Here is a 20,896-nt window from a genome sequence, read left to right on the forward strand (position 1 = left end):
CTGCCCGTCTGCTCTTGTCTTGCGCGGCAATTCCTGCAACTCAGGGGGCAGGAAGACGACCGGGGGGATTGCATGACCGAGGGGCCGAGATGACGGAGCCGGTGACGGCATCCGCGCGGCGGGCACGGCTGCGCCATCTGGGGCCGGTGCTGGTGGGGCTCGGTCTTTTTGCGCTTGGCATCTGGGCGTTGCACCACCTGCTGCAGCCGATCCATGCCGCCGACATCATCGCGCAGATGCGCTCGATGCCGCTGCATGTGCTGGCGGTGGCGCTTGGCGCGACGACGCTCGGCTATTGTGCGCTGATCGGCTATGACTTCTGGGCGCTGAAATACCTCGAGAAGAAGCTGCCCCTGCGGGTGGTCGCCCTCGGCGGCTTCCTCGGCTATGCCTTCGGCAACACCATCGGCATCTCGGTGCTGTCGGGGGGCGCGGTCCGCTACCGGATCTATTCCGCCTTCGGGCTGAATGCCTTCGAGGTGGCGGCGCTGGCCTCCTATATCGCGATCGCGATGGGGACCGGGCTGAGCCTCGTGGGCGTCTTCGCGCTGGCACTGCACCCCGCCGCGCTGACCGGGCTTCTGCCGCTCTCCGAAACCGCGATCCGCACGCTTGCGCTTCTGGGCGGCGGCGGCACGCTCGGGCTGCTGTATGCGCTGTCCTTCTCCGGGCGCACGCTGCGCATCCGCCGCTTCGAGCTCGCCATGCCGAGCCCGCGGATCCTGACCGGCCAGATGGTCGTCGCGCTCTTCGACTCGACGATGGCCTCGCTCACCCTCTACATCCTGCTGCCGCAAGGCGCGCCCGATTTCGTCACCTTCCTCGCGATCTATGCGACGGCGACGATGGTCGGCGTGATGAGCCACGTGCCGGGCGGGGTGGGCGTGTTCGAGACCGTGGTGATGGCGGCGATGCCCGCGGGCACGGCGGCGGGCGACGTCGCCGCGGCGCTGCTGCTGTTCCGCATCATCTACTATCTGCTGCCCTTCGCCATCGCCTTCGTCATCGTCTCGCTGAACGAGGCGCGGCTTGCCGGCGGGTGGGCGGTGCGGGTCTTCGGCGAGATCTCCGAGCCGATGCGGCCGGCCTTCAACGCGCTTGCCGGCATCGTGCCCTGGCTCGTCGGGGCCTGGGCCTTCGGGCTTGGCGCCTACATGCTGGCCGTGGCGCTCAGCCCCTCGGTGCGGGCCTCGGCGGTCGATGACAACGACCTGGTCGGCGCGATCCTGCTCGAGGGCGGCACGCTCACCTCCTCGGTGATGGGGATCGTGCTGCTGATCCTGTCGCACGGGCTGATCCGGCGCGTCTCGGGCGCGTTCTGGCTGACGCTTGCGGCGATCGCGGGCGGCGCCGTCGCCTCGCTCCTGAACGATTTCGACTATGAGAGCGCGGCGCTTCTGGCGCTTGGTGGCATCGTCCTGCTGCCCTTCCGGCACGAGTTCTACCGCCGCGCGAAGATCACCGAGGGGGTGCTGGGACCGTCCTGGTTCGCGCTGGTCGCCGCGGTGATCCTGGCGGCCGGCACCTTCTTCTTCTTCGTCCACGCCGCGACGCCCTATTCGCTCGACCTGTGGACCGATTTCGCCCGCTCGGCCAACACCCCGCGCTCGCTGCGGGCGGGGCTCGCGGCCTCCGCGGTGCTGTTCTTCTACACCATCTTCCTCGCGCTGCAGCCGGTGCGCCGGCCGCGCGCCGAGCCCTGCGAAAGCGTGGTCGACCACGCCGCGCGCATCGTGAGCGCACAGGACGACCCGCAGGCCTGCCTGGCGCTCACCGGTGACAAGGAGCTGCGCTTCTCGGCCGACGGGCGCGCCTTCATCATGTATGGCCGGCGCCGCGCCGACTGGATCGCCTATGGCGACCCGGTGGGGGCGATCGACGCGATCCCGACGCTGGGCTGGGATTTCGTCGAGGAGGCGCAGAAGGCGAATTGCCGCCCGGTGTTCTACGAGATCTCGGAACGCCACCTGCCGCTGATGATCGAGATGGGGCTGGCGCTGCACAAGGTCGGCGAAGAGGCTGTCGTGCGCCTGCCCGAGTTCTCGCTTGCCGGCGCGAAGTTCAAGACCATGCGCGCGGCCTATAACAAGCGGCTGCGCGAGGGGCTGGCGGTCGAGGTGCTCGCTCCGCCCCATGCGCCGGCGCTGGTCGAGGAGCTGCGCGCCGTCTCGGACGCCTGGCTCGGCGACAAGGTCGGGCGCGAGAAGGGCTTTTCCGTCGGCCGCTTCGACCCGGCCTGGCTCGACCGCACGCCCATTGCCGTGGTGCGCCGCGAGGGCCGGGTCCTGGCCTTCGCCAGCATCCTTGCCCCGGGCAGCGGCCGGCGCGTCGCGGTCGATCTGATGCGCTATCTGCCCGAGGAGGCTTCGGGGATGATCGAGTTCCTCTTCCTCGCGCTGATCGAGCATTACCGTGTCGCGGGGGCCGAGGAATTCTCGCTGGGCATGGCGCCGCTCGCGGGGCTGTCCGACCGGCGCACGGCGCAGCTGTGGCACCGCTTCGGCGCGCTGATGTTCCGCCACGGCGGGGCGTTCTACAACTTCGAGGGGCTGCGCGCCTTCAAGCAGAAGTTCCAGCCCGACTGGCGGCCACGCTACATCGCGCTGCCGGTGGGGGTGTCACCGATGATGGCGATGGCCGATGTGGCGCTCCTGATCGCCGGCGGGCCGCGCGGGCTGATCGGCAAGTAGGGGCGGGTCAGACCTCGCGCCCGGTGCGCAGCCGCCAGCGCATCTCGGCAGTGTCCGAGGCGATCATCGACGGGATCAGGAAGGCATCGAGCAGCCACCACAGCCCGACGAGGCCAAGCGGCAGATAGCCCACCAGCACCGGCGCCAGAAGCGTGCCGAGGCCGAAGAGGGCCAGCATGAACAGCCCCGAGACCCAGCGGCCGAGATAGAGGCGGTGCGCGCCGAAGAAGCCGAGGAAGAACCACAGCAGATAGGCCGCCGCCGCCGATTTGCGGTCATTGGCGATGCGCTGTTCGATCCAGAGATCGCGGTCTGTCATGTAAACCTCCTTAACATGTGCGGAGGATATGGGGAGGGCGTGGGCGCTGTGCAAGGGCGCAGCGCGTCAGTGCCCCTTCGTCGCGTAGACGGCGGTCCAGAACGTCGCGGTGCCATCGGCGGCGACGGCATGGCCGATGCCGAAGTCCTGCATCTGCGCGATGGTGATATTCGCCCGATGCTTGGGCGAGAGCGCCCATTGCTCGAGCGTGCCCATCAGGGTGAACCGCCCCGGGGCGCCGGCGGCGATGTTCTCGGAAATCACCCGCGGCCGGTATCCTTCCTGCTTGGCGCGGGCGAGCGGCCCGGTCGTCGAGGTGCCGGCATGGGTCATCAGGCCGCGGCGGGCCATGTCGCAGGCGTGTTTTTCCGCCACGCGCTGCAGCACCGGGTTCGCGGTGAGCGGGGCAAGACCGGCCTCGCGGCGCACCGCATTTGTTCGGGCCAACGCCGCGCTGACCTCGGCGGCGCTGGTCGTCGGACAGGCCGCCGCTCCGGCCGTGGCAACGGCAAGATCGCCGTGGCCGTCGGTCCAGACCACCTTGCCGGGCAGGGCGGGGGCTGCCGCGACCTCGGGCGCCGGGGGGGGCGGCGCGGCACAGCCCGCAACAAGCGCAAGAGCAAGGATGGTGGGCAGGGGCGGGGGCAGGGAGCGGGACATGGAACGGGAACCTGTGGCAGACGATGGGACGGCAAAGCGTGCCGCCAGAGTGGCGGCGAGCCCTTAACGCACGGATAAGATCGCGGTTTCGGGGGCGGGCGGAAATGAAAAAAGGCCCCGCAACTGCGGGGCCTTTCCGGTTCCTGAACCCGAAGATCAGGCCTTGGCGAGGTTGCGCAGCACGTAGTGCAGCACGCCGCCGTTCTTCAGATACTCGATCTCGACCTCGGTATCGATCCGGGCCTTGAGCTGGATCGTCTTCACCGAGCCGTCCTTGAAGGTGATGGTGCAGGGCACCAGCGAGAGCGGCTTGATGTCGCCTTCGAGGCCCTCGATCGTCACCACTTCGTCGCCGGTCAGGCCGAGCGTCTTGCGGGTGTCGCCGCCGGTGAACTCGAACGGGATGACGCCCATGCCGATCAGGTTCGAGCGGTGGATCCGCTCGAAGCTTTCCGCGATGACCGCCTTGACGCCGAGCAGGTTGGTGCCCTTCGCCGCCCAGTCACGCGACGAGCCCGCGCCGTATTCGATGCCGCCGAAGATGACGAGCGGGATGCCCGCCGCCTGATATTCCATCGAGGCGTCGAAGATCGTCGTCTGTTCGCCGTTCAGGCCCTTGGTGTAGCCGCCCTCGACACTATCCAGCATCTCGTTCTTGATGCGGATGTTGGCGAAGGTGCCGCGCATCATGACTTCGTGGTTGCCGCGGCGCGAGCCGTAGCTGTTGAAGTCCTTCGGCGCGACCTGGCGCTCGGTCAGGTACTTGCCGGCCGGGGTGGTCGGCTTGAACGAGCCCGCGGGCGAGATGTGGTCGGTGGTGATCATGTCGCCCAGCACCGCGAGAACGCGCGCGTTGGTGACGTTCGAGATCACGCCCGGTTCCTTGGACATGCCGCGGAAATAGGGCGGGTTCTGGATGTAGGTCGACTGCGCCGGCCAATCGTAGGTTTCACCCTCGGTGGTCTTCACGCCCTGCCAGTTGGCGTCGCCCTTGAACACGTCGGCGTATTTCGCAAGGAAGGCCTCGCGGGTCACGCATCTCTCGACAAGCTCGGCGATCTCGGCGTCGGTCGGCCAGATGTCCTTCAGGAAGACCGGCTTGCCGTCCTTCGAGGTGGCGATCGGCTCGCTCGACAGGTCGATGTTCATGTCGCCGGCGATCGCATAGGCGACCACGAGCGGCGGCGAGGCGAGGAAGTTCGCGCGCACGTCGGGCGAGATCCGGCCCTCGAAGTTGCGGTTGCCCGAGAGCACGGCCGCGGCGACGAGGTCGTTGTCGTTGATCGCCTTCGAGATCGCCGGATCGCCGAGCGGGCCCGAGTTGCCGATACAGGTGGTGCAGCCGAAGCCGACGATGTTGAAGCCGAGCGCGTCAAGATCGTCCTGCAGATCGGCGGCCTTCAGGTATTCCTGCACGACCTGCGACCCGGGGGCGAGCGAGGTCTTCACCCAGGGCTTCGCGGTCAGGCCGAGCGCGCGCGCCTTGCGGGCGACGAGACCGGCACCGATCAGCACGTAGGGGTTCGAAGTGTTGGTGCACGACGTGATCGAGGCGATCACCACCGAGCCGTCACCGACCTTGTAGTCCTTGCCCTCGACGGCGACCGACTTGCAGACCTCGACCGGCTTCGTGGTGACATTGCCTTCCTCGGCCATGTCGGCGGCGGCGGCCGAGACGTCGATGCCGCGGTAGGAGGCGACGACCTTCGAGAAGGTCGATTTCGCGTCGGTCAGCGGCAGGTAGTCCTGCGGACGCTTCGGACCCGAGATCGCCGGAACGATCGAGCCCATGTCGAGCTCGAGGGTCGAGGAGTAGACGGGTTCGTAATCCGCGCCGCGCCAGAAGCCGTTTTCCTTCGCATAGGCCTCGACCAGGGCGATGCGCTCTTCCGAGCGGCCGGTCTGCTTGAGGTAGCGCAGGGTTTCCGCATCGATCGGGAAGAAACCGCAGGTCGCGCCGTATTCGGGCGCCATGTTGGCGATGGTGGCACGCTGCGCCAGCGGCAGCTTGTCGAGGCCTTCGCCGTAGAATTCGACGAACTTGCCGACCACGCCATGCTTGCGCAGCATCTGCACGACCTTCAGCACGAGGTCGGTGCCGGTGGTGCCTTCGACCATCGCGCCGGTCAGCTTGAAGCCGACGACTTCCGGGATCAGCATCGACACGGGCTGGCCGAGCATCGCGGCCTCGGCCTCGATGCCGCCCACGCCCCAGCCGAGAACGGCGGCGCCGTTCACCATCGTGGTGTGGCTGTCGGTGCCGACGAGGGTGTCGGGATAGGCCACGAGCTCGCCGTTCTGGTCGGTGTCGGTCCAGACGGTCTGGGCGAGGTATTCAAGGTTCACCTGGTGGCAGATGCCGGTGCCCGGGGGAACGACGCGGAAGTTCTCGAACGCGCCCTGACCCCATTTCAGGAACTGATAGCGCTCCATGTTGCGCTCGTATTCCAGTTCCACGTTGCGCTGGAAGGCGCGCGGGTTGCCGAACTCGTCGATCATCACCGAGTGGTCGATGACCAGGTCGACGGGAACGAGCGGGTTGATCTTCTGCGCGTCGCCGCCCAGGCCCTTGATGCCGTCGCGCATCGCGGCGAGGTCGACCACGGCCGGAACGCCGGTGAAGTCCTGCATCAGCACACGGGCCGGACGATAGGCGATTTCGCGCGGGTTCTTGCCGCCCATCTTCGCCCAGTCACCGAAGGCCTTGATGTCCTCGACCGAGACCGAGAAGCCGCCGTCCTCGAACCGCAGCAGGTTCTCGAGCACGACCTTCAGCGAAGCGGGCAGCTTCGAGAAGTCGCCCAGGCCCGCCTCTTGCGCGGCCGGGATCGAGTAATAGGAATAGGACGTTCCGCCGACGGCGAGCGTGCGGCGCGTCTTGGCAGTGTCTTTGCCGGTGACGACGGTCATGGGGACTGGCCTCCCTTGCAGTGATCGGATTGAGATCAGGGTTTCGCTGCGGCCGTTCTGCCCCAACGGGGGGAGTCGATCAAGGGGGATGCGGGATTTTTGTATACCATTGCACACTGATTTTGCGGGGAGCCCCTCCGTTGGCGCTATCAGCCACGGCAGGGCGTCGCGGCCGCGCCGCTGCCGTCGGGGAAATCGCAAAACCTTGATTGGCAAAGGCCATGTCCGCAGCTTAGGAAGAGACCTGCAAGGGAAAGGGGCGCCATGGCACTGGCACGCGCGATCATCGGCACCGCCGCAGGAGGCTGGCTGGCACTGACCTGCGCCGCTGTCTGCGGCGCCCAGGCGTTCGCGCAGGGCATGGGTGCGGCCAATGGTCCGGGCACCGGTCCTGGGCCGGGCACGATGGCGAGCCCCGCTCCGATCGTCCTTGCCGATGCCGGAACGGGCTCGGCGGCGGGCGCCGGGGCAGGCGGCACGACGGGCGGCACACCCGCGCCGGGCACGCTGTCCGGACCGTCGCTGATCGAAAACCTCAATGAGGCGCTCGAGAACGCGCTCGAGAAGGCCCGGGTCCCCGATGCCATGTCGCTGATGGCGCGCACCGTCACGCCGGAGCCCTCGCGCGGCCCGGTGGTGGTCGAGCTCTTCACCTCGCAGGGCTGTTCGGCCTGCCCGCCGGCGGACGAGCTTCTGGCGAAGATCGCCGACCGTCCCGACGTGATCGCGCTGTCGCTGCATGTCGACTACTGGGATTATCTCGGCTGGGAGGATCCCTTCGCCCAGCCCGCCTTCACCGCCCGGCAGAAGGCCTATGCCCGCGCCGCGCGCAGCCGCACCATCTTCACACCGCAGATGATCGTCGAGGGCGAACAGTCGCTGGTGGCGCCGAGCGAGGCCGAGCTCGAGCAGATGATCGCGCGCGAATACGAGGCCCCCGATGCCGTGGCGCTGAGCGTCTCGGGCTCGAAGGGCAATTACCAGATCGAGCTGCGCGCCGATCCGCCGCTGCCGCAAAATGCCGTGGTGCAGATCGTGCGCTTCGCGCCGCAGGCGCGGGTCGAGATCCTGCGCGGCGAGAATGCGGGGATGGTGCTCGATTACGCCAATGTCGTCACCGCCTGGCACGCCGTTGCCGATTGGGACGGCCGCACGCCGACCCGGCTCAACGCGAAGATCGACGGCGACGAGCCCGCGGTGGTGATCGTGCAGGGCGCGACGCCGGGCAAGTCGGCGCCGCTGCCGGGGCCGATCCTCGCGGCCGCGCGGCTGAACTGAGCCCCCAGTCCCGAGCTGAAGCCGATCGCCGCGCCGCGCCTCAGGGGCGCGGTTTCGGGCCGCGGTTCTTCCAGCGCCGGTGCACCCAGAACCACTGTTCCATATGCGCGCGCACCTGCCGCTCGAGCGCATCGTTCAGCGCCTGCGTCATCGTCTCGGCATCGCTGTGCGGCACCGGCGCCTCGACCAGGATGCGGAAGCTCAGCCCGTCGGGCTGGCGGATCGCATAGATCGGGATCAGGTCGGCCTTCAGCTTGAGCGCCAGCTCGGCCGCCGAGGTCGGGGTGGGGGCGGGCCGGCCGAAGAAGGTCAGCGGCGCGCCCTGGCGGAAATACTGGTCGAAACCGAAGGCCACCATGCCGCCCGCGCGCAGGAAGCGCAGCATCGCCTTCAGGTCGTGGTCGCGGGCGAAGAGCGGCGTCGCGATCGCCGAGATCGCGCGCACGTAATGGCGGTTGAAGAGTGCATTCGCCATCGGCCGGTAGATCGCGCCGATGCGATAACCGCGCCCGGCCAGCGCGCCGCGCCAGGCGTCGTAATTGCCGAAATGCCCGGCCGCGACGATCACCGGCCGGCCCTCGTCATGCGCCGCCTGCAGCGCTGCGGCTCCCGGCCCCTCAAGCGGCAGATCGCGCACCCGGGCAAGGAATTCCTCGCCGGAATAGATCTCGGCGAGCGAGCGGCCGACATTGTCGGGCACGGCGCGCACCAGCCGCTCGACCTCGGCCGTCGTCAGCTCGGGGCAGGTCAGGGCGAGGTTCGCGCGGATCCGCCGGCGCCAGCCCGCGACCGGCGCCACCAGATGCGCCACCGCCCAGCCCATCATCGGCACCCGCCGCTCGTAGGGCAATGCGCGGGCAAGCGCCATCAGGCCACGGAACACCGTGTCGGACAGGCGGTCGGTCAGGCTGGGATGCGGGGTCTCGGTCATCGGTCACTCTGCGGACTTGCGTTCGCGATACCAGACATAGAGACCCGCCCCGACGATCACAAGCGCACCGGCCACCGTCCAGGCGTCGGGCAGCTGACCGAAGAAGACAAAGCCCCACAGGCTTGCGAAGATCAGGCTGAAATAGCCGAAGGGGGCGAGGGTCGAGGCCTCGCTCAGGCTGAAGGCGCGCACGACGAGCGCCTGACCGGCACTGCCCAGCACGCCAAGCGCCAGGAAGATCGGGAAATCGGCCATCGCCACTTCCTTCCAGACGAAGGGCAGGGCGATCGAGCTGAGCACGGTGCCGACCAGCGCCGACCAGATCAGCGAGGTGGCAAGCGGGTCGGTGCGCACGACGCGGGTGAGCAGGTTGCCCGCGGCATAGCTGAAGGCCGAGGCGAAGGCGAGGGCGGCGGCGGGTTCGAAGGCGCCGACGCCCGGGCGCAGGATCACCAGCGCGCCTAGGAAGGCGATGACGATGCCGGCGATGCGGCGCGGCCCGATCCGCTCGCCCAGGAACAGCGCCGCGCCGAGCGTGATGAGGATCGGATTGATGTCAAAGAGCGCATCCGCCTCGGCCAGACCGATGTGACGGATGGCGACGAAGAAGAGCACGATGGTGATCACCTGCATCACCCCGCGCGCCGCCTGCGCGAGCGGCTGGCGGGTGCGCAGGCGCGGAAGGAACGCGCCCCGATAGACCAGTGCCACCAGCGCGAGGTTGATCGCGAAGCGCGCCCAGATCAGCTGCGCGGGATGGTAGCGGGTGACGAGATACTTCGCCACCGCATCCATCAGCGTGAAGGTCGCGAGCGAGCCGAGCAGGAACAGCACGCCGAGCCCCGCGGCACGCCGCCGGGCTGCTGCCGCAGGGGCAACGGCAGGGGGGGCCGCTTGCGGCCCCCCCGGTTCATTCTGGATCTGGGTCGGGCTCAAAGCAGGCTTTTCACCTTTTCGGCCACCGCCTCGGCGGTGATGCCGAACTCCTGATAGAGCCGGTCGGCCGGGGCCGAGGCGCCGAAGCCTTCCATGCCGACGAAGCCCGCCTTCTTCTCGGTGCCGCGCTCGCCCAGGAGCCAGCGGTCCCAGGGCTGACGCACCGCGGCCTCGACCGCCACGCGCACCGCACCGGGCGGCAGGATCTTGCGGCGGTAAGCCTCGTCCTGCGCCGCGAAGAGCTCCATGCAGGGCATCGAGACGACACGGGTGCCGATCGCCTGCGCCTGCAGGATCTCGCGTGCCTTCAGCGCGATCTCGACTTCCGAGCCGGTCGCCATGATCACCGCCTGCCGCTTGCCCGCCGCTTCCTCGAGCACATAGGCGCCCTTCGCGGTGAGGTTCGCGCCCGAGTGCTTGGTGCGCAGGGTGGGCAGGTTCTGCCGGCTGAGCGCGAGCACCGAGGGGGTCTTTTCGGACGACAGCGCCAGTTCCCAGGCCTCGGCCGTCTCGATCACGTCGGCGGGGCGGAAGGTCCAGGTGTTCGGCGTGGCGCGGCAGATCGCCAGATGCTCGACCGGCTGGTGGGTCGGGCCGTCCTCGCCCAGGCCGATGCTGTCATGGGTCATGACATAGACCGCCGGAACGCCCATCAGCGCCGACAGACGCATCGCGCCGCGGGCATAGTCGGTGAAGCAGAAGAAGGTGCCGCCATAGGGGCGCACGCCGCCATGCAGGTAGAGCCCGTTCATCGCCGCCGCCATGCCGTGCTCGCGGATGCCGTAGCGGATGTAGCGGCCCTTGCGGTTGTCGGGCATGAAATCGCCCAGACCGGGGGTCAGCGTCAGGTTCGAGCCGGTGAGGTCGGCCGAGCCGCCGATGGTTTCCGGAATGACCGGGTTCACCGCGGCGAGCACCATTTCCGAGGCCTTGCGGGTCGCGACCTTGGGCGCGGCTTCCGACTGCGCCTTCTTGAAGGCGCGGATCGCCGAGGCGAGCTTCTTCGAGACGCCGCGGCTCATCTGCCGCTCGAACTCGGCCCTCTTCGCCGGCGAGAGCGCGTTCAGACGCTCTTCCCACTCGGCGCGCGCGGTGGCGCCCTTCGCGCCGATCGCTTCCCATTCGGCCTTGATCTCGGCCGGGATCTCGAACGGGCCATAGGGCCAGCCGTAGATCTCCTTGGTCGCGGCCAGTTCCTTGTCGCCGAGCGGCGAGCCGTGCACCGAATAGCTGTCCGACTTGGTCGGCGCGCCGAAGCCGATGATCGTCTTGCAGTCGACAAGCACCGGACGCTTGGCCTTCTTCGCCTCGGTCAGCGCGCGGTCGATGTCGGCCGGGTCATGGCCGTCGCAGCTCAGCACCTGCCAGCCCGAGGCCTCGAAGCGCTTGTGCTGGTCGGTGATATCCGACACCGTCACGCGGCCGTCGATGGTGATATTGTTGTTGTCCCAAAGGACGATCAGGTTGTCGAGCTCCTGCTTGCCGGCAAGGCCGATCGCCTCCTGGCTGATGCCTTCCATCAGGCAGCCGTCTCCGGCGATCACCCAGATCTTGTGATCGACGACCTTCTTGCCGAAGCGCGCGGCCATCGACTTCTCGGCGATCGCCATGCCGACCGCGGTCGAGATCCCCTGGCCGAGCGGGCCGGTGGTGGTCTCGACGCCCTCGAGATGGCCGTATTCCGGGTGACCCGCCATGCGCGAGCCCCACTGCCGGAACGACTTCACCTGCTCGAGCGTCGCCTGCTCATAGCCGGTGAGGTGCAGCAGCGCGTAAAGCAGCATCGAGGCATGGCCGGCCGACAGCACGAAACGGTCGCGGTCCGCCCAGCCCGGCGCCTTCGCGTCGAACTTCAGGTGGTTGCGGTAGAGCACCGTCGCGACATCGGCGAGGCCCATCGGCGCGCCGGGGTGGCCGGAGTTCGCGGCCTGAACCGCATCCATCGCGAGGGCGCGGATCGCGGTCGCAAGTTTCCAGTGGTCGGGGTGAGTGGCACGGAGCGTGGCGATGTCCAAGAGCCTCTCCTTTCGATGCGATGTTGGCGTTAACTTGTGCCCCTGATAGCAGGGATCGGGGCAAGTTCAAGCGCAAGCCCCAAGTGCTTGATGCAAAAGGGTGGGCTGGCCCCTGTCCACAGGATAGACTGGCCCGCGAGGGGACAGGCACGGCGATTCGCCGGTGTCTTTTCCTGTCGCGCAGGGGCTGACCGGGGGACCAGATGACCGAGATCGCCGAATACGAACGCCGGATCTCCTTCGCGCTCGACCGGATCGGGCGCGGGGTCGACGCGCTGCTGGCGCGGCCGGTGGCCGAACCGCCGGCCCCCGAGCCCGAACCCGAGCTGCCCGCCGAAATCCCGGCCGAAATCCCCGCCGAGGTCGCCCCCGAGCCTGCGCCCGGACCCGAGGTCGAACCCGAGGCTGAGGCGCCCGCCCGCCCGCCGATGCCGGCGGCGCTCGAACGCGCGGCGGCCATGGGCGCGGCGCTGGCCGGCGCCGATCCGGCGGAACTCGCCCGCCTGCGCGAGGCGCTCGACAGCGAGCGGATGGCCAATGCCCAGCTTTCCGAGCGCGTGCGCGCGATCCGAGAAAAGCAGGAAACCACGCTTTCGGCGCTGGAAAAGCGCCTTGCCACCGCGACGAAATCGCTTGAGACCGCGCAATCCGAGGTGACCCGGCTCAAGCGCGCGAACCTCGATCTCGCCGAGGCGAACCGCGCTCTGATCGAGGCCGGCAATGATCCGGCGCCGCATCTGATCAACCGCGCGATGCAGGCCGAGCTCGAGGCGCTGCGCGCCGCGCGGGCCGAGGAGGCGGCGGAACTCGCCGAGATCCTCGGCGGTCTGGCGCCATTGTTCGGGACCGCGGCCGAGGGCACGCATACGGGGATGAACGAGGATGCCTGAGCTGAAGATCACCATCGGCGAGCGCGATTTCGCCGTCGCCTGCGCCCAGGGCGAGGAACATTTCCTGCAAAACGCCGCCGGGCTTCTCGATGCCGAGGCCTCGGTGCTGCTCGACCAGATCGGCCGCATGCCCGAGGGGCGGATGCTCTTGATGGCGGGGCTGATGGTTGCCGACAAGGCCGCCGGCATGGACGATCGCCTGCGCGGTCTTCAGGCGGATCTCGAGGCGGCACAGGGGCAGATCGCGATGCTCGAGGCCGAGATCGCCATGCTGAAGGCGCATCCGGTCGAGATCGAGGTGCCGGTGATCCCGCATGAGGTCGTCGACACGCTGGCCGAGATCGCCGCCCGCGCCGAGGCGATGGCCGACGCGATCGAGGAAAGCGCCTGAGCCGAGTGCGGGCCTGCCGCATCCTGGCGTCCCCCTGTCATCGCCGGCCCCGATCCTGTCGCCGGCGCGAATGAAAAGAAGACGCAAGCGGGCCGCCTGCGTCTTCCAGTTGCCTCAAATATCCCGGGGGTGAACTGGCCGCAGGCCAGGAGGGGGCAGCGCCCCTGCTTCACATGGCCCGGCCGCGACCGCGGGATGACGGGGCCTTACTCGGCCGCCTCCGGCGCGCGCATCTCGAAGCCCTTCTCGATCTGGTCCGAAGGCACCACCGGGTATTCGCCCGAGAAGCAGGCGTCGCAATATTGCGGGCAGGCGTTGTTGCGGCCATTGGCCTCGCCCGCGGCGCGATAGAGCCCGTCGAGCGAGATGAACTTCAGACTGTCGACACCGATCCAGTCGCGCATCTCGTCCTCGGTCATCTTCGCGGCGAGCAGCTTCGAGCGGTCGGGCGTGTCGACGCCGTAGAAGCACGGCCAGGCGGTCGGCGGCGAGGCGATGCGGAAATGCACCTCGGCCGCGCCGGCGTCGAGGATCATCTCCTTGATCTTGCGCGAGGTGGTGCCGCGCACCACCGAGTCGTCGACGAGGATCACCCGCTTGCCCTTCACCAGCGACTTGTTGACGTTCAGCTTCAGCCGCACGCCCATGTTGCGGATCTGCTCGGTCGGCTCGATGAAGGTCCGGCCCATGTACTGGTTGCGGGTGATGCCGAGGGCGAAGGGAATGCCCGATTCCTGGCTGTAGCCGATCGCCGCGGGCGTGCCCGAATCCGGCACCGGGCAGACGAGGTCGGCCTCGACCGGCGCCTCGCGGGCGAGCTCCACCCCGATCTGGCGCCGGGTCTCATAGACCGAGCGGCCGCCGATGATGCTGTCGGGGCGCGAGAAATAGACATGCTCGAAGATGCAAAAGCGCGGCGTCGCCTGATGGAAGGGACGCGAGCTTTCGATCTTGCCGTCCTGGATGATGACCATCTCGCCGGGCTCGATTTCGCGCACGAAATGCGCGCCGATGATGTCGAGGCCGCAGGTCTCGGACGACAGCACATAGCCGTTGTCGCCGATCCGGCCGAGCACCAGCGGCCGCACGCCGAGCGGATCGCGCACGCCGATCAGCTTGGTGCGGGTCATCGCGACGACCGAGAAGGCGCCTTCGCAGCGGCGCAGCGCATCGGCGATGCGGTCGGCATGGGTCTTCTGGAACGAGCGCGCCATCAGGTGGATGATGCACTCCGAATCCGAACCCGACTGGAAGATCGCGCCATGCTCGATCAGCTCGCGGCGCAGGGCTTCGGCATTGGTCAGGTTGCCGTTATGCGCGATCGCCGCGCCGCCCATCGAGAACTCGCCGAAGAAGGGCTGGATGTCGCGGATCACCGCGGCCTTCTTGCCGGCGGTCGAATAGCGCACATGGCCGATGGCGAGGGGACCGGGCAGGGTCTCCATCAGCGAGGCCTTGGTGAAGTTGTCGCGCACATAGCCGAAGCGATGCGCCGAGTTGAAGCCCTTCTCGGGGTCATGGGCGACGATGCCGCCCGCCTCCTGGCCACGGTGCTGCAGCGCGTGCAGGCCAAGGGCGACGAAGTTCGCCGCATCGGTCACGCCGATCACGCCGAAGATGCCGCATTCCTCCTTCAGCTTGTCGTCGTCAAACGGGTGCGACAGGAAATGCGGTTCCGGTTGGGTCATGGGGGGTCTCCGAGTCCGGCTTGCGATGGGGGGCTTGCGCGGCGACATGTAATGCGAAACGGGAGGGGTGTTAAGCCCTCCCGCTGCGAAATCCGTCATCTGTGCGTCACGTTTGCGACGTTTCAGTTCGCCGTTGCGGCGGGAGCGGTCTCCGTCGCGGCCGGCGCGGCCGTGGGCGCGGGGCATTTCGACACCAGCTGTTCGTAGCGCGCGACGATCCAGCCCGGCGCATCCGAGGGCATGGTCTCGTCGAGATTGCCGCTGAGCTGGGCAAAGACCTTGGCCGAGCGCGAGGCATCGACCGCCGGGATCGCCTCGTCGGCGACGACGCGGTCGTAGACGACGAAGGCCACCGCCACCAGCACCACGCCGCGCGCGACACCGAAGAGGAAGCCGAGCGCCTGGTCGAGCCCGCCGATCGCCGAGCGCTGCACCACCGAGGCAAAAAGCGGGGTGATGATCGAGAAGACGACAAGGGCCAGCGCGAAGACCGCGGCGAAACCGCCGATCGTCGCAAGCTCGCAGCTGTCGCCGAGGAACTTGTTGATCACCGGCAGCTGCGCGATCAGCGGCCGCGCCGCATCGGCGAACATGTAGGCCACGACCGCGGCGGCGATCCAGCCGACGATCGCCAGCCCCTCGCGCACGAAGCCCCGGCTGTAGGCGAGGATCGCCGACAGGATGATGACGACCGCCACGATGGCGTCAACGATGGTAAAACCTTCCATGGTCCCCACATTTGCCTGCAGCGCCTCAGCCGGCGCCGAACATGTCCCCGACGAATGTCACGAGGTCGGGCAGTTTGCGCACCCGCATCCCCGCGCCGCCCTCGACCTTGGTCCCCTGCGGCAGGATTGCCTGTGTGAAACCAAGTTTCTCCGCCTCTTTCAACCTGTTTTCCACCTGACCCACGGGACGCAGCGCCGCCGAGAGGGAGATTTCGCCGAAAATCACCAGGTCTGGCGGCAATGCCACATCTTCGCGCGCGCTCAGCAGCGCGGCGGCCAGCGCGAGGTCCGCGGCGGGTTCGCTCACCTTCATCCCGCCGGCGACGTTCAGGAACACGTCAAGCCCGGTGAAGGGAATGCCGCAGCGGCTTTCGAGCACGGCGAGGATGGTCGACACCCGCCCCGAATCGAGGCCCACCACCGTGCGCCGGGGCGAGGCGAGCGAGGAGGGGGCAACCAGCGCCTGGATCTCGGTCAGCACCGGGCGGGTGCCCTCGATGCCGGCAAAGACCGCCGAACCGGGCGCCGGCTGGCCGCGCTCGCTCAGAAACAGCGCCGAGGGGTTCGCGACCTCGGCGAGGCCGCCGCCGGTCATCTCGAAGACGCCGATCTCCGAAGCCGGTCCGAAGCGGTTCTTCACCGCGCGCAGGATGCGGAACTGGTGCCCGCGCTCGCCCTCGAAATAAAGGACCGTGTCGACCATGTGCTCGACCACGCGCGGGCCGGCGATCTGGCCTTCCTTGGTGACGTGGCCGACGAGGATCACCGAGACGCCGCGGGTCTTGGCGAAGGTCACCAGCTCATGCGCGGCCGAACGCACCTGACTGACCGAGCCGGGCGCCGCCTCGACCGTGTCGGCCCACATCGTCTGGATCGAGTCGATGATGACAAGGTCGGGGCGCTCGGCCTCGAGCGTGGTCAGGATGTCGCGCAGGTTGGTCTCGGCGCCAAGGTCCACCGGGGCGTCGGCCAGCCCCAGCCGCTGCGCCCGCATCCGCACCTGCGCCGCCGCCTCTTCGCCCGAGATGTAGAGGCATTTCAGCCCCTTGCGGGCAAAGGCCGAGACCGCCTGCAGAAGCAGCGTCGATTTCCCGATGCCCGGATCGCCGCCCACGAGGATCGCCGAGGCGGGCACGAGGCCGCCGCCCAGCACCCGGTCGAATTCCGCCATGCCGCTCAGCGTGCGCGGTGGCGGCGCCTCTTCGGTGGCCAGCGTGCTCAGCGCGATGCGCCGCCCCTTGCTGCCGCCAAGCGTGCGCGAGGCGGGGCCGGCGGACAGCGGCGCCTCCTCGGCGATGGTGTTCCACGCGCCGCAAGCCTCGCAGCGGCCGGCCCATTTCTTGTGGACGGCGCCGCAGGCGGTGCAGGTGAACTGGGGGGATGCCTTGGCCATGCCCCCTTGTGCCAGAGGGGCGCGCCGGCGGCAAGCCGGGGAAGGGGGCGCAGCCCCCTCGCGGCCGGGGCCGCTCACCCCCGAGGTATTTCAGCCAAGAAGAACGCAGAAGGCCACGGGCTTCCAATTGCCTCAAATATCCCGGGGGTGAGGGCGGAGCCCGAGGGGGCAGAGCCCCCTTCGCGGGCTCAGCGGCGCGACGCCGGAAGATGGGAGAGTGCGAGCGAGGCGAGGACGCAGCCGGTGAGCAGGTAGAGCCCCCAGCCGGTCTCGATCCGGCCGACGCCCACGCCCTTCGCCACCACGATATAGAGCGCGATCAGGAAGATATCGGCCATCGCCAGCCGGCTGAGCGCATGCAGCGGCCCGAGCCAGCGCGGCGATGCGCGGCCGAAATCGACGGCGGCGCGGCCGGCGATCTTGGCCAGCGGCGCGACGATGGCGAGCAGGGCGACCAGCGCGGCCAGGACCGGGTCGGAATGGGCAAGGGAGCCGATGCCGGACAGGACCGAAATCTCGTCAAGCCCGACGAACGGCAGCAGACCTGCGCGCAGAAGCGGCGCGCTCCAGGCGACGGGGAAGAGGATCAGCAGCGACAGGTTCGCGAGGCGGGCGATCATTTCTTCGGCAGCGGCACCACATTCGCCGGGGCGGCGGGATCCTCGAGCTCGTAGCCGAGCGCCGGCAGCACCGCGCGCAGGTCGCGCTCGAGCAGGCGGAACTCGGCCGAGATGCGGCGCTCCTCGGTCTCGACATCGGTCAGCCAGTCGCGCAGCTCGTCGCAGGTGTTGCGCGCGACGCGAAGTTGCGCGTCGAGCCGCTCGGCCTCCTGCTGACGCTGGGTCAGGAACGCGCGGGCGCGGGCGACCTTGTCATCGGCATAGATCCGGGCCAGGTCGCGCGCGGTGGTGCTCATCTGTGCGGCGAGCTCCAGCAGCTCGGGTTCGAGCGTGGCGAGGTCGGGGTGGCGGCGCAGGAAGGCCAGCCGCTCGCGCACCGCGTCGAACTCGCCCGAGAGCGCGAAGGCGCCGGCGCGGTCGGCCTCGTGCGCGGCGCGATAGGCGCGGGCGAGATCGTCCATGTTGACGTGGAAGCTGCGATGGCTGCGTTCGAGCGCGAGGACCCGCGATTGCGCCGGCAGCGACAGCAGCAGGATCAGACCGAGAAGGGCAAGCCCGCCCTCGAGCCAGGCACCGGCCATCGGCAGGGCGGTGTCGCCAAGGCGCGCCTCGATCACGAGCCAGGGGATCAGCCCGAGGGCCGAGGCGAGGAAGGTCGCGATCGCGGCGAGGGCCACCAGCAGCACCAGCCCGTTCAGCACCGTGCCGAGCACCGATTGCAGCTGAAGGTTTCGCCGCGCCGAAGGCTCACCCATGCCCGCCCCCCGTGTTACCCGGGCTCAGGATCGGCGAAAATCCGCACGAAAGCAACCGCGCCGCGACAGGGCCGCGAAATCAACGGGTTCCGCGGGGAAACGGCGCGGATCAGCGCAGTGCGGTGATCGGGCCCTCGGCCCGGCCGTGGATGAACTGTTGAACGTAAGGGTCTGATGTCGTGTCCATTTCCGCGACAGTTCCCTGCCAGCGCAGGACCCCCTCGTGCAGCATCGCGACGCTGTCGGCGATGGCGCGGACCGAGGACATGTCATGGGTGATGGTGATCGCGGTCGCGCCCATCTCGCTCACGATCGAGCGGATCAGGTCGTTGATCACGCCGGCCATGATCGGGTCGAGCCCGGTCGTCGGCTCGTCGAAGAAGATCACCTGCGGGTCGGCGGCGATGGCGCGGGCGAGGCCCACGCGTTTCTGCATGCCGCCCGAGAGCTCGGCCGGGAAGAGGTCGGCCACTTCCGGGCCGAGGCCGACGCGCTTGAGCTTGTCGATCGCGATCGCGCGCGCCTCGGCCTTGGGCCGTTTCGCCGGGCCGCGCAGCAGCCGGAAGGCGACGTTCTGCCAGACCGAGAGGCTGTCGAACAGTGCCGCGCCCTGAAACAGCATGCCGAAGCGGGCGAGGAAATCCTCGCGCGTGGCCTCGGTCACCGGCTTGCCGTCGAGCCGGATCTCGCCCGCGTCGGGGGTAACGAGGCCGAGGATGCATTTCAGCAGCACCGACTTGCCGGTGCCCGAGCCGCCGATCACCACAAGGCTTTCGCCGCGCTTCACGGTCAGGTTCACATCGCGCAGCACCTGCTTGCTGCCAAAGGATTTTCGCAGGCCCTCGATCTCGATCATGCGGAGAAGAAAACCTCGGTCAGCGTGTAGTTCGCGGCCAGGATCAGGATCGAGGCGGCGACCACGGCGGATTTCGTGGCGGCGCCCACGCCCTGCGCACCGCGGCCCGAGTTCATGCCGTAGAAGCAGCCCATCAGCGCCACGATGAAGCCGAAGGCCGCGCCCTTGACGAGGCCCGAGCCGACGTCCCAGAACTCGAGGTATTCCCAGGTGTTCTTGATGTAGGTGGCCGAGTTGAAGCCGAGCCGGCCGGTGCCGACCAGCCAGCCGCCCATGATGCCGATCACGTCGCCGACGCCGACCAGCAGCGGCACGCTCAGCGTCGCGGCCAGCACGCGCGGCGCGGCCAGGTATTTCAGCGGGTCGGTCGACAGGGTGACGAGGGCGTCGATCTGCTCGGTCACCTTCATCGTGCCGATCTCGGCGGCGATCGAGGAGGCGACGCGCGCCGCCACCATCAGCCCGCCGAGCACCGGGCCAAGCTCGCGCACCATGCCGATCGCGGTGATCGAGGGCACGACGGATTCGGCCGAGAAGCGGGCGCCGCCGGCATAGATCTGCAGCGCCAGCGCCGCGCCGGTGAAGAGCGCCGTCATGCCCACGACCGGCAGCGAGAGCCAGCCGATCTGCATCAGCGCATGCAGGAATTCGCGGCCATAGAACGGCGGGCGCAGCAGGTGCGAGACCACGGTCAGCGCGTAAAGCGCCACCCGGCCCGCACCGGCAAGCCCGTCGAGCACGACACGGCCAAGCGAGGCAAGCCCGCGCTCGATCACACCGACCCCCCGACGTAATGGCGGGTGTAGCGGTTGCCGAGCGAGGTCAGGATCTCGTAGCCGATGGTGCCGGCTACGTCGGCGAGGTCGTCGACGGTCTGATGCGGCCCGAGGATGTCGAGCGACTTCGGCACCTCGCCCAGATGGCTGATGTCGACGGTGATCAGGTCCATCGAGATCCGGCCGACGAGCGGGCAGGGCACGTTGCCATGCCACAGCGTCGCCTTCGAGCTGAGCGTGCGCATCAGCCCGTCGGCATAGCCGCCCGAGACGGTGGCGATGCGCGCGTCCTCCTCGGCGGTCCAGGTGTTCGAATAGCCCACGGTCTCGCCGGCCTGCACGTCGCGCACCTGGATCACCGGCAGCGACAGCGTGACGACGCGCTGCGCCGCCTCGAAGGGCATGCCGCCGTACAGCGCGATGCCCGGGCGGGTGACGTCGAAGTGATAGTCGCGGCCAAGGAGGATGCCACCGGTGGCCGAGAGCGAGCGCGGCACGTTCATCCCTGCGGTCATCTTGCGGAAGGTGTCGAGCTGATAGCGGTTCATCTCGTGCGCGGGTTCGTCCGAGCAGGCGAGGTGGCTCATGATCAGCTTCGGATGCGAGCCGAGCACGATCGGCGCGACGGCCTGCCATTCGGCGGGCTCGAAGCCGAGCCGGTTCATCCCGGTGTCAAGCTGGATGCCGAAGGGGGCGCCGGGCAGCGACTCGAAATGCCGGGTCACCTGATCGAGCGAATTCAGCATCGGCGTCAGGCCGAGGTCACCGATCATCTCGGTGTCGCCCGCCATGTGGCCGGAGAAGATGAAGATCTCGGGGCCTTCGCCCAGGGCCTGGCGCACGGCGGCGCCTTCCTCGGTGCAGGCGACGAAGAACTTGCGGCATCCCGCCCGCGCCAGCATCCGCGCGATGCGCGCGGCGCCGAGGCCGTAGCTGTCTGCCTTGACCACGGCGCCCGTCTCGGTCGTCGTGCCCGTGAGCGCGTCCATCGCGCGCCAGTTCGAAAGGATGGCATCGAGGTCGATGCGAAGGGATGCGGTAGCCATGGGGTTTTCTTGAA

General features: G+C 68.7%; 18 protein-coding genes. 4 read left to right on the forward strand and 14 right to left on the reverse strand.

The window, feature by feature from the left end:
• Nucleotides 1-89 precede the first annotated feature (89 nt).
• Nucleotides 90-2,690, forward strand: a complete 2,601-nt coding sequence (gene mprF, locus AC0QTQ_RS08390; RefSeq protein WP_480259069.1) for a bifunctional lysylphosphatidylglycerol flippase/synthetase MprF — start codon at nucleotides 90-92, stop codon at nucleotides 2,688-2,690.
• A 7-nt stretch (nucleotides 2,691-2,697) separates the two neighbouring features.
• On the opposite strand, the gene AC0QTQ_RS08395 is transcribed toward mprF, so the two are convergent.
• From AC0QTQ_RS08395 to acnA, 3 genes are all read right to left on the reverse strand, one after another.
• The gene (locus AC0QTQ_RS08395) at nucleotides 2,698-3,009 is read right to left on the reverse strand and encodes a TM2 domain-containing protein (RefSeq protein WP_480259070.1); all 312 of its coding nucleotides are present in this window, start codon (nucleotides 3,007-3,009) and stop codon (nucleotides 2,698-2,700) included.
• Between the two features lie 66 nt (nucleotides 3,010-3,075).
• Nucleotides 3,076-3,669 (reverse strand): CAP domain-containing protein, encoded by a 594-nt coding sequence (locus tag AC0QTQ_RS08400; protein WP_480259071.1) that lies wholly within the window; start codon nucleotides 3,667-3,669, stop codon nucleotides 3,076-3,078.
• Between the two features lie 156 nt (nucleotides 3,670-3,825).
• Nucleotides 3,826-6,579, reverse strand: coding sequence for an aconitate hydratase AcnA (acnA, locus tag AC0QTQ_RS08405; protein ID WP_480259072.1), 2,754 nt, complete (start codon nucleotides 6,577-6,579; stop codon nucleotides 3,826-3,828).
• 264 nt (nucleotides 6,580-6,843) lie between these two features.
• On the opposite strand from acnA, the gene AC0QTQ_RS08410 reads away from it, so the two are divergent.
• Complete coding sequence (locus AC0QTQ_RS08410) at nucleotides 6,844-7,857, forward strand: DUF1223 domain-containing protein (protein ID WP_480259073.1); 1,014 nt, start codon at nucleotides 6,844-6,846, stop codon at nucleotides 7,855-7,857.
• 40 nt (nucleotides 7,858-7,897) lie between these two features.
• Here the strand turns inward: AC0QTQ_RS08410 and AC0QTQ_RS08415 are convergent, their stop codons facing one another.
• The 3 genes from AC0QTQ_RS08415 to tkt form a co-directional block, all read right to left on the reverse strand.
• Nucleotides 7,898-8,788, reverse strand: a complete 891-nt coding sequence (locus AC0QTQ_RS08415) for a lysophospholipid acyltransferase family protein (RefSeq protein WP_480259074.1) — start codon at nucleotides 8,786-8,788, stop codon at nucleotides 7,898-7,900.
• A gap of 3 nt (nucleotides 8,789-8,791) precedes the next feature.
• Complete coding sequence (locus tag AC0QTQ_RS08420; RefSeq protein WP_480259075.1) at nucleotides 8,792-9,622, reverse strand: DMT family transporter; 831 nt, start codon at nucleotides 9,620-9,622, stop codon at nucleotides 8,792-8,794.
• 98 nt (nucleotides 9,623-9,720) lie between these two features.
• Nucleotides 9,721-11,739: a transketolase gene (tkt, locus tag AC0QTQ_RS08425; protein WP_480259076.1), complete on the reverse strand. Its 2,019-nt coding sequence runs from the start codon at nucleotides 11,737-11,739 to the stop codon at nucleotides 9,721-9,723.
• 203 nt (nucleotides 11,740-11,942) lie between these two features.
• On the opposite strand from tkt, the gene AC0QTQ_RS08430 reads away from it, so the two are divergent.
• Together AC0QTQ_RS08430 and AC0QTQ_RS08435 are read left to right on the forward strand one after the other, a co-directional pair.
• On the forward strand, nucleotides 11,943-12,629 hold the full coding sequence (locus AC0QTQ_RS08430) for a hypothetical protein (RefSeq protein WP_480259077.1): 687 nt from the start codon (nucleotides 11,943-11,945) through the stop codon (nucleotides 12,627-12,629).
• Nucleotides 12,622-13,020 (forward strand): cell division protein ZapA, encoded by a 399-nt coding sequence (locus AC0QTQ_RS08435; protein WP_480259078.1) that lies wholly within the window; start codon nucleotides 12,622-12,624, stop codon nucleotides 13,018-13,020. The genes AC0QTQ_RS08430 and AC0QTQ_RS08435 overlap by 8 nt, the downstream gene beginning before the upstream one ends.
• Nucleotides 13,021-13,226: 206 nt before the next feature.
• On the opposite strand, the gene purF is transcribed toward AC0QTQ_RS08435, so the two are convergent.
• From purF to alr, 8 genes are all read right to left on the reverse strand, one after another.
• Nucleotides 13,227-14,708 carry an amidophosphoribosyltransferase gene (gene purF, locus AC0QTQ_RS08440; RefSeq protein ID WP_480259079.1) on the reverse strand — a complete coding sequence of 494 codons (1,482 nt, stop codon included), beginning with the start codon at nucleotides 14,706-14,708 and terminating at the stop codon, nucleotides 13,227-13,229.
• A gap of 122 nt (nucleotides 14,709-14,830) precedes the next feature.
• Nucleotides 14,831-15,436 carry a CvpA family protein gene (locus AC0QTQ_RS08445; RefSeq protein ID WP_480259080.1) on the reverse strand — a complete coding sequence of 202 codons (606 nt, stop codon included), beginning with the start codon at nucleotides 15,434-15,436 and terminating at the stop codon, nucleotides 14,831-14,833.
• 25 nt (nucleotides 15,437-15,461) lie between these two features.
• The gene (gene radA / locus AC0QTQ_RS08450) at nucleotides 15,462-16,829 is read right to left on the reverse strand and encodes a DNA repair protein RadA (RefSeq protein ID WP_121531143.1); all 1,368 of its coding nucleotides are present in this window, start codon (nucleotides 16,827-16,829) and stop codon (nucleotides 15,462-15,464) included.
• Between the two features lie 188 nt (nucleotides 16,830-17,017).
• Nucleotides 17,018-17,449, reverse strand: coding sequence for a paraquat-inducible protein A (locus AC0QTQ_RS08455; protein ID WP_480259081.1), 432 nt, complete (start codon nucleotides 17,447-17,449; stop codon nucleotides 17,018-17,020).
• Nucleotides 17,446-18,204 carry a DNA repair protein gene (locus AC0QTQ_RS08460; RefSeq protein WP_480259082.1) on the reverse strand — a complete coding sequence of 253 codons (759 nt, stop codon included), beginning with the start codon at nucleotides 18,202-18,204 and terminating at the stop codon, nucleotides 17,446-17,448. Before AC0QTQ_RS08460 ends, AC0QTQ_RS08455 begins: the two co-directional genes overlap by 4 nt.
• 109 nt (nucleotides 18,205-18,313) lie before the next feature.
• On the reverse strand, nucleotides 18,314-19,060 hold the full coding sequence (locus tag AC0QTQ_RS08465; protein ID WP_480259083.1) for an ABC transporter ATP-binding protein: 747 nt from the start codon (nucleotides 19,058-19,060) through the stop codon (nucleotides 18,314-18,316).
• Nucleotides 19,057-19,836, reverse strand: a complete 780-nt coding sequence (locus AC0QTQ_RS08470) for an MlaE family ABC transporter permease (RefSeq protein WP_480259084.1) — start codon at nucleotides 19,834-19,836, stop codon at nucleotides 19,057-19,059. Before AC0QTQ_RS08470 ends, AC0QTQ_RS08465 begins: the two co-directional genes overlap by 4 nt.
• Nucleotides 19,833-20,882: an alanine racemase gene (gene alr, locus AC0QTQ_RS08475; protein ID WP_480259085.1), complete on the reverse strand. Its 1,050-nt coding sequence runs from the start codon at nucleotides 20,880-20,882 to the stop codon at nucleotides 19,833-19,835. The genes AC0QTQ_RS08470 and alr overlap by 4 nt, the downstream gene beginning before the upstream one ends.
• Nucleotides 20,883-20,896: the final 14 nt, after the last annotated feature.

The sequence above is a fragment of the Paenirhodobacter sp. YD-8 genome, from assembly GCF_056590935.1.

What these genes read in the sequence shown, in the direction of transcription:
- mprF (WP_480259069.1), top strand. Translation starts at nt 90, where the DNA reads ATGACGGAGCCGGTGACGGCATCCGCGCGGCGGGCACGGCTGCGCCAT.
- AC0QTQ_RS08395 (WP_480259070.1), bottom strand. Translation starts at nt 3,009, where the DNA reads ATGACAGACCGCGATCTCTGGATCGAACAGCGCATCGCCAATGACCGC.
- AC0QTQ_RS08400 (WP_480259071.1), bottom strand. Translation starts at nt 3,669, where the DNA reads ATGTCCCGCTCCCTGCCCCCGCCCCTGCCCACCATCCTTGCTCTTGCG.
- acnA (WP_480259072.1), bottom strand. Translation starts at nt 6,579, where the DNA reads ATGACCGTCGTCACCGGCAAAGACACTGCCAAGACGCGCCGCACGCTC.
- AC0QTQ_RS08410 (WP_480259073.1), top strand. Translation starts at nt 6,844, where the DNA reads ATGGCACTGGCACGCGCGATCATCGGCACCGCCGCAGGAGGCTGGCTG.
- AC0QTQ_RS08415 (WP_480259074.1), bottom strand. Translation starts at nt 8,788, where the DNA reads ATGACCGAGACCCCGCATCCCAGCCTGACCGACCGCCTGTCCGACACG.
- AC0QTQ_RS08430 (WP_480259077.1), top strand. Translation starts at nt 11,943, where the DNA reads ATGACCGAGATCGCCGAATACGAACGCCGGATCTCCTTCGCGCTCGAC.
- AC0QTQ_RS08435 (WP_480259078.1), top strand. Translation starts at nt 12,622, where the DNA reads ATGCCTGAGCTGAAGATCACCATCGGCGAGCGCGATTTCGCCGTCGCC.
- purF (WP_480259079.1), bottom strand. Translation starts at nt 14,708, where the DNA reads ATGACCCAACCGGAACCGCATTTCCTGTCGCACCCGTTTGACGACGAC.
- AC0QTQ_RS08445 (WP_480259080.1), bottom strand. Translation starts at nt 15,436, where the DNA reads ATGGAAGGTTTTACCATCGTTGACGCCATCGTGGCGGTCGTCATCATC.
- radA (WP_121531143.1), bottom strand. Translation starts at nt 16,829, where the DNA reads ATGGCCAAGGCATCCCCCCAGTTCACCTGCACCGCCTGCGGCGCCGTC.
- AC0QTQ_RS08455 (WP_480259081.1), bottom strand. Translation starts at nt 17,449, where the DNA reads ATGATCGCCCGCCTCGCGAACCTGTCGCTGCTGATCCTCTTCCCCGTC.
- AC0QTQ_RS08460 (WP_480259082.1), bottom strand. Translation starts at nt 18,204, where the DNA reads ATGGGTGAGCCTTCGGCGCGGCGAAACCTTCAGCTGCAATCGGTGCTC.
- AC0QTQ_RS08465 (WP_480259083.1), bottom strand. Translation starts at nt 19,060, where the DNA reads ATGATCGAGATCGAGGGCCTGCGAAAATCCTTTGGCAGCAAGCAGGTG.
- alr (WP_480259085.1), bottom strand. Translation starts at nt 20,882, where the DNA reads ATGGCTACCGCATCCCTTCGCATCGACCTCGATGCCATCCTTTCGAAC.